Origin of the sequence: Actinomadura roseirufa (genome assembly GCF_900659635.1) — a bacterium.
Lineage (GTDB): Bacteria > Actinomycetota > Actinomycetes > Streptosporangiales > Streptosporangiaceae > Spirillospora > Spirillospora roseirufa.
On the sequence record NZ_CAACVB010000415.1, the window covers coordinates 1 to 4,961 of the forward strand.

Annotated in this window: 5 protein-coding genes and 1 pseudogene; 2 read left to right on the forward strand and 4 right to left on the reverse strand. The window is 75.5% G+C overall.

The features are described 5' to 3' along the window. Positions 1-142: 142 nt before the first annotated feature. Positions 143-346, forward strand: a complete 204-nt coding sequence (locus E1291_RS39105; RefSeq protein ID WP_131743067.1) for a hypothetical protein — start codon at positions 143-145, stop codon at positions 344-346. 17 nt (positions 347-363) lie between these two features. Here E1291_RS39105 and bla read toward each other — a convergent pair whose 3' ends face one another. The 3 genes from bla to E1291_RS39120 are packed head-to-tail and all read right to left on the reverse strand — an operon-like array spanning position 364 to position 3,467. Continuing rightward, a complete protein-coding gene (gene bla, locus E1291_RS39110; RefSeq protein WP_131743068.1) occupies positions 364-1,347 on the reverse strand; it encodes a class A beta-lactamase in 984 nt (327 codons plus the stop codon). Positions 1,348-1,400: 53 nt separating this feature from the next. Further along, positions 1,401-2,435 (reverse strand): magnesium transporter CorA family protein, encoded by a 1,035-nt coding sequence (locus E1291_RS39115; protein WP_131743069.1) that lies wholly within the window; start codon positions 2,433-2,435, stop codon positions 1,401-1,403. A gap of 30 nt (positions 2,436-2,465) precedes the next feature. Next, positions 2,466-3,467: a LacI family DNA-binding transcriptional regulator gene (locus E1291_RS39120; RefSeq protein WP_131743070.1), complete on the reverse strand. Its 1,002-nt coding sequence runs from the start codon at positions 3,465-3,467 to the stop codon at positions 2,466-2,468. A 135-nt stretch (positions 3,468-3,602) separates the two neighbouring features. Between E1291_RS39120 and E1291_RS39125 the strand changes: the two genes are divergently transcribed. Then, on the forward strand, positions 3,603-4,820 hold the full coding sequence (locus tag E1291_RS39125; RefSeq protein ID WP_131743071.1) for an MFS transporter: 1,218 nt from the start codon (positions 3,603-3,605) through the stop codon (positions 4,818-4,820). Here E1291_RS39125 and E1291_RS39130 read toward each other — a convergent pair. Then, a pseudogene (locus tag E1291_RS39130) lies at positions 4,775-4,961 on the reverse strand (phospholipid carrier-dependent glycosyltransferase); the annotation flags it as partial. The gene E1291_RS39125 and the pseudogene E1291_RS39130 overlap by 46 nt on opposite strands.

Consider the following 4,961-nt stretch of genomic DNA (forward strand, 5'->3'; position numbering starts at 1 on the left):
TTTTTTTTTTAATGATACGGCGACCACCGAGATCTACACTCTTTCCCTACACGACGCTCTTCCGATCTAGGGCGGCCGCCGGGCGCTCCGGCGCGCCCTGCGCGACCGGGTCCCGCTGCTGGACCTGGCCGTCGACGCCGCGATGGCGCGGGCGGGCGGCGCGCTCACCACCAACGAGGCCCGGCTCGCCGCCGTCCGCGCGGCGTGCGCGGCGGTCATCGCCCGGCCGTCCGAGGCCGCCCGGCAGGCCGTCCGGGCGGCGGACCGCACCGGCGTGCCGCTGGATCTGGTCACCGCGCTGCTCGTCGAGGCCGCCGAGCGCGCAGCCCCTGCCGCCCGCCCCTGACGCCGCCCACCGGCCGATCAGGACCGGCCGAGGCCCTCGGACAGGATCGTCGCGGTCCGCGCCACCGCGCCGTCGTCGGCGCCGCCGCCCGAGCGCCGGTTCGTCAGCACGACGAAGACCAGCGGTGCCCCGGACGGCGGCCAGGCCACGGCGACGTCGTTCGCGAGCCCCGCGGAATCGTTGGTACCGGTCTTGTCGCCGACGGTCCAATCCTTCGGCAGCCCGGCGCGGATGCGCGCGGCCCCGGTCTCGCTGTCCTTCAGCCATCCGGTCAACCGCGCCCGGTCGGCCGGGTCGAGGGCCGGCCCGACGGCCAGATCGCGCAGGTCGCGCGCCCACACGCGGGGCGCGGTCGTGTCGCGCCGCTCGCCGGGCGCCCAGATGTTCAGGTCGGTCTCCCAGCGGTCGGCCCGGCTGATCCGGTCGCCGAGCGAGCGAAGGAACGCGGTGTGCCCGGCGGGCCCGCCGATCTGCCGCAGCACCAGGTTCCCGGCGGTGTTGTCGCTGACGGTGATCGCCGCGTCGCACAGCTCGGCGACGGTCATCCCCGTCGCCACGTGCTCCTTCGTGACCGGCGAGTGCTCCACCAAATCGGCCTCGGTGTAGTGGACGACCCGGTCCATCAGCCCCGGGTCGGTCCGGCGGGCCTTCCGCAGGACCGCCGCCGACGCCATCGCCTTGAACGTGGACAGGAACGCGAAGCGCTCGTCCGCGCGGTAGCCCAGGAAACGGCCGGTGCCGGTGTCGATCGCGTAGGCGCCGATTCGCGTGCCGCGCGCCTTCTCCAGGGCGCGAAGCCGCCGGCCGACGGTGCCCTGGGACGCGGCGGGAGCGGGAGCGGGAGTCGCGGGAGCGGCGAGCGGCGCCGTGGCGCCGCGCGGCGCCGCGCGTCCGGCCTCCGCGGCGAAGCCGGTGCCGCAGCCGGCCGCGGAGGCGAGGGCGGACAGGGCGAGAGCGGCGGAGCCGGGTGCGGTCCGCCACCGGGAGGGATGAGATCGCATGCGGCCGAGGAGATCAGAGCACGAGGCCCATGTCCAACGGCCGGTCCGGTCCCTCACAGCCAGTCGCGCAGCTTGAAGATCACGTAGAGCGCGACGCTACACACCACGATCAGCGCCGTGCTGACGATGAACCCCGCGTGGTGCTGTGCCCCCGGATACGGCACGTTCTGCCCGTAGAAGCCGGTCACCGCCGTCGGCACGGCGATGATCGCCGCCCAGCTCGTGACCTTCTTCATCACCTCGTTCATCTTGTTGCCCTGCAGCGCGAGCCTGGTGTCCAGCAGGTTCGCGACGAGGTCGCGCAGCCCGTCGGTCCACTCGCCGACGCGCAGCGTGTGGTCGTAGACGTCCTGGAAGTACGGCGCCATCGCCGGCGAGACGATCCGCAGGTCACGCCGCAGCAGCGTGTTGACGACCTCGCGCATCGGCAGCGCCACCCGGCGCAGCGCGACCAGGTTCTTGCGCAGCCGGAAGCTGCGCTCCTGGATCTGCCGGACCGGGAACTTGTCGTCGAAGACCAGCTCCTCCACCGCGTCGGCCTCGTCGTCCAGCGCCTGGACGCCCTCCATCTGCAGGTCCACCACCATGTCCAGCAGCTCGTACAGCAGGTAGCCGGGCCCGCCCTCGGCGACGTCGCCGTCCGGGCTCTCGTCCCAGCGGCGGAGCAGCTCGTCGACGTCGATCCCGTGGTTCTGCCGGACGGTGACCAGGGCGCGCGGCGTCACGAACGCCGAGATCTCGTGCAGGGTGAGCTCGCCCTCGGTCATCTCGGGCACGTACGCGTTGAGGAACGCGTAGCCGTCGTAGCGGTCGAGCTTGGCGCGCTCATGCCGGGAGACGGCGTCCTCCACCGCGACGGGGTCCAGGCTCAGCTCCTCGCCGATCACCCGCAGGTCCTCGGTGCGCGGCGAGCACAGGTCGAGCCACACGACGGTGTCGGGCCGCTCCAGCCAGTCGCTCACCTCCGCGACCGGGAAGCCCTCCGCCTCCACCTTGCCGTGGAGCCAGGCGCGCGTCCGCGGCGGAGAGGTACCGATGCGGTTCGCGGGGTGGGTCTGCGTGTCGGTTTCCGAGGGGTGTGCTGCCATGCGCCCCCTTATACCCCGCCAACCGGGGGATCACCTGCCCGGACGGGCCGGACCGGTCGATCCCCGCACGACCAGCCGGCCGGGCAGGACGCGGGAGACCGGGCGGTGCCCGCTCAGCAGCTCCAGCAGCGCCGTCATGCCCTGGGCGCCCAGCTCCTCGGCGGGCAGCCGGACCGTCGTCAGCTCCGGTTCCAGCGCGGTCGCGAGCAGCACGTCGTCGAAACCGGTGACCGACAGCTCGGACGGGACGTCCAGCCCGAGCGCCCGCGCCGCCTTGTAGGCGCCGGCGGCGAGCAGGTCGTCGTCGCACACCAGCGCGGTCGGCGGGTCGGGCCGGGTCAGCAGCCGGGCCGCCGCGTCCCGGGCCGAGCCGACCTCGATCGCCGCCGTCGCGCGGGTCAGCGCGCCGCCCGGCAGCGCCTCGACCGCCGCGGCCAGCGCCCGCGCGCGGGCCCGGAACGTCCACTGGTCGGGCGCCGCCGCGACGTGCCCGACGCGGCGGTGGCCGAGCGCCGCGAGATGCGCGACGATCGCCCGCATGCCGTCCGCGACGCCGAACGCCACCGTCGGCGCCGTCCCGGCCGGGTCGCTGTCCAGCATCACCGCGGGCGTGCCGCGGAACTCGGCCAGCGTCGCCGGCTCCATCGAGGACGCGAGGACGCCGTCGATCGCCTCGTGCGGCGCGGCGAACGGGCTGTCGGCGGGGCCCGCGTCGTCCGGCCACACGTACGCCACGACCCCGAAGCCGTGCCGCGCGGCCTCCCGCACGGCGCCGGTGTAGACCGGGCCGAAGAACGGGGCGGTCAGCGTCGGCACCATCAGCAGGACCGTCCGGGTCGTGCCGAGCCGCAGGTTCCGCGCCGCCGGGTTCGGCCGGTAGCCGAGCCGCTCGGCGGCCTCGTGGACGGTCCGGGCGGTCGCGGGGGAGACCCGGCCGGACCATTTCCCGCCCAGCACGAGCGAGACCGTCGACTGCGAGACCCCGGCCTCGTGGGCCACGTCCTTGCTGGTGGGACGGCTGGTCGCCGGCACCCGGGCCTCCCTGCGGACACGTGCGCGGAAAAACAGACTAGAACGCCGGGCCTCTCGGGTGGTACGTATGATGCGTCGAGTAATACGTATGACTCGTCGATGTGACCCCTCGATCCCTCACCCCCGGGGAAGCGAATGCGCGCCTACGTCGAGTTCCTGCGGCGCCCCCACGCCGGACGGCTCCTCGGCGGCACCCTGCTGGGCCGGCTGCCCAACGGCATGGGAATGCTCGCCGTCGTCCTGCACGTGCGCGCCGACGGAGGCGGCTACCCGCTCGCCGGGGCCCTCGCCGCGCTCTTCGGCCTGTCGATGGCCACCGGCCAGCCCGTCCTCGGCCGCGCCATGGACCGGCTCGGCCAGCCCCGCGTCCTGCTGCCCGCCGCCCTCGCCTCGGCCGCCGGGTTCGGCGCGCTCGCCGCCGTCGGCGCCCGGCCGCTGCCGCTCGCCGTCGCCGCGGTGCTCCTCGCCGGATTCGCCACGCCGCCGCTCGAGGCCGGGCTGCGGGCCCTGTGGCCGGACGTCCTGGACGGCCCCGCCCAGGTCGAGGCCGCCTACGCGCTGGACGCCGCCGCCCAGGAGATCCTGTTCACCGTCGGGCCGCTGCTCGTCGTCGCCTCGGCGGAGCTCGGCACCGAGACCGCGCTGCTGCTCACCGGCGCGCTCGGCATCGCCGGGACCCTCGTCGTCGCGCTGTCCGGCCCGTCCCGGCGCTGGAGGGGGGCACCGCGCGCCGCCGACTGGGCGGGGCCGCTGCGCTCACCCGGCCTGCGGGTGCTGCTGGCCGCGCTCGCCTGCGCCGGGATCGCGCTCGGCGTGTACACGGTCGCCGTCGTCGCCTACGCCGAGCGGCTCGGCTCGGACGTCGCGTCCGGGCTGCTGCTGGCCGTCATGTCCGCCGGTGCCCTCGCGGGCGGCCTGGTCTACGGCGCCCGGCCCCGCGCCGGGGAGCCGCACCGGCGGCTGCCCCGGCTGCTGGCCGCGCTCGCCGCCGGGTACGTCCCGCTCGTCCTCGCGCCGGGCCTGGCCGCCATGTCGGTGCTGGCCTTCCTCAGCGGCATCTTCCTCGCGCCCGCCCTGGCCTGCAGCTTCACGCTCGTCGACCGGCTCGCGCCGAGCGGCACCGTGACCGAGGCGTTCGCCTGGGTGGTGGCGGCCGTCGGCGCGGGCGCCTCGCTCGGCTCCGCCGTCTCCGGCGTCGGCCAGGACCTCGCCGGGGTCCCCGGCGCCTTCGCCGGCGCGGCCGGCGGCGGCCTGCTGGCCCTGCTGCTGTGCCTGGCGGGGGGCCGCGCCCTGCGGCCCGCCCCCGCTCAGATCCAGGAGCCGAACCACATCCGCTCGTGCCAGTCGTCGTAGGTGAGGGTCTGCGCGGCGAGGATCGGATAGAAGTAGGCGAAGTTCGCCAGCACCACCAGCATGAACGCGCCCGCGACGGCCGCGCCGACGACCCGGCGCGTCCCGGCGACGGGGGCCGGCGGCCGGGGCGCGGCGGAGGCC

Bases quoted from the DNA above. Each gene is read 5' to 3' on its own strand.
- E1291_RS39105 (WP_131743067.1), top strand. From the start codon at position 143: ATGGCGCGGGCGGGCGGCGCGCTCACCACCAACGAGGCCCGGCTCGCC.
- bla (WP_131743068.1), bottom strand. From the start codon at position 1,347: ATGCGATCTCATCCCTCCCGGTGGCGGACCGCACCCGGCTCCGCCGCT.
- E1291_RS39115 (WP_131743069.1), bottom strand. From the start codon at position 2,435: ATGGCAGCACACCCCTCGGAAACCGACACGCAGACCCACCCCGCGAAC.
- E1291_RS39125 (WP_131743071.1), top strand. From the start codon at position 3,603: ATGCGCGCCTACGTCGAGTTCCTGCGGCGCCCCCACGCCGGACGGCTC.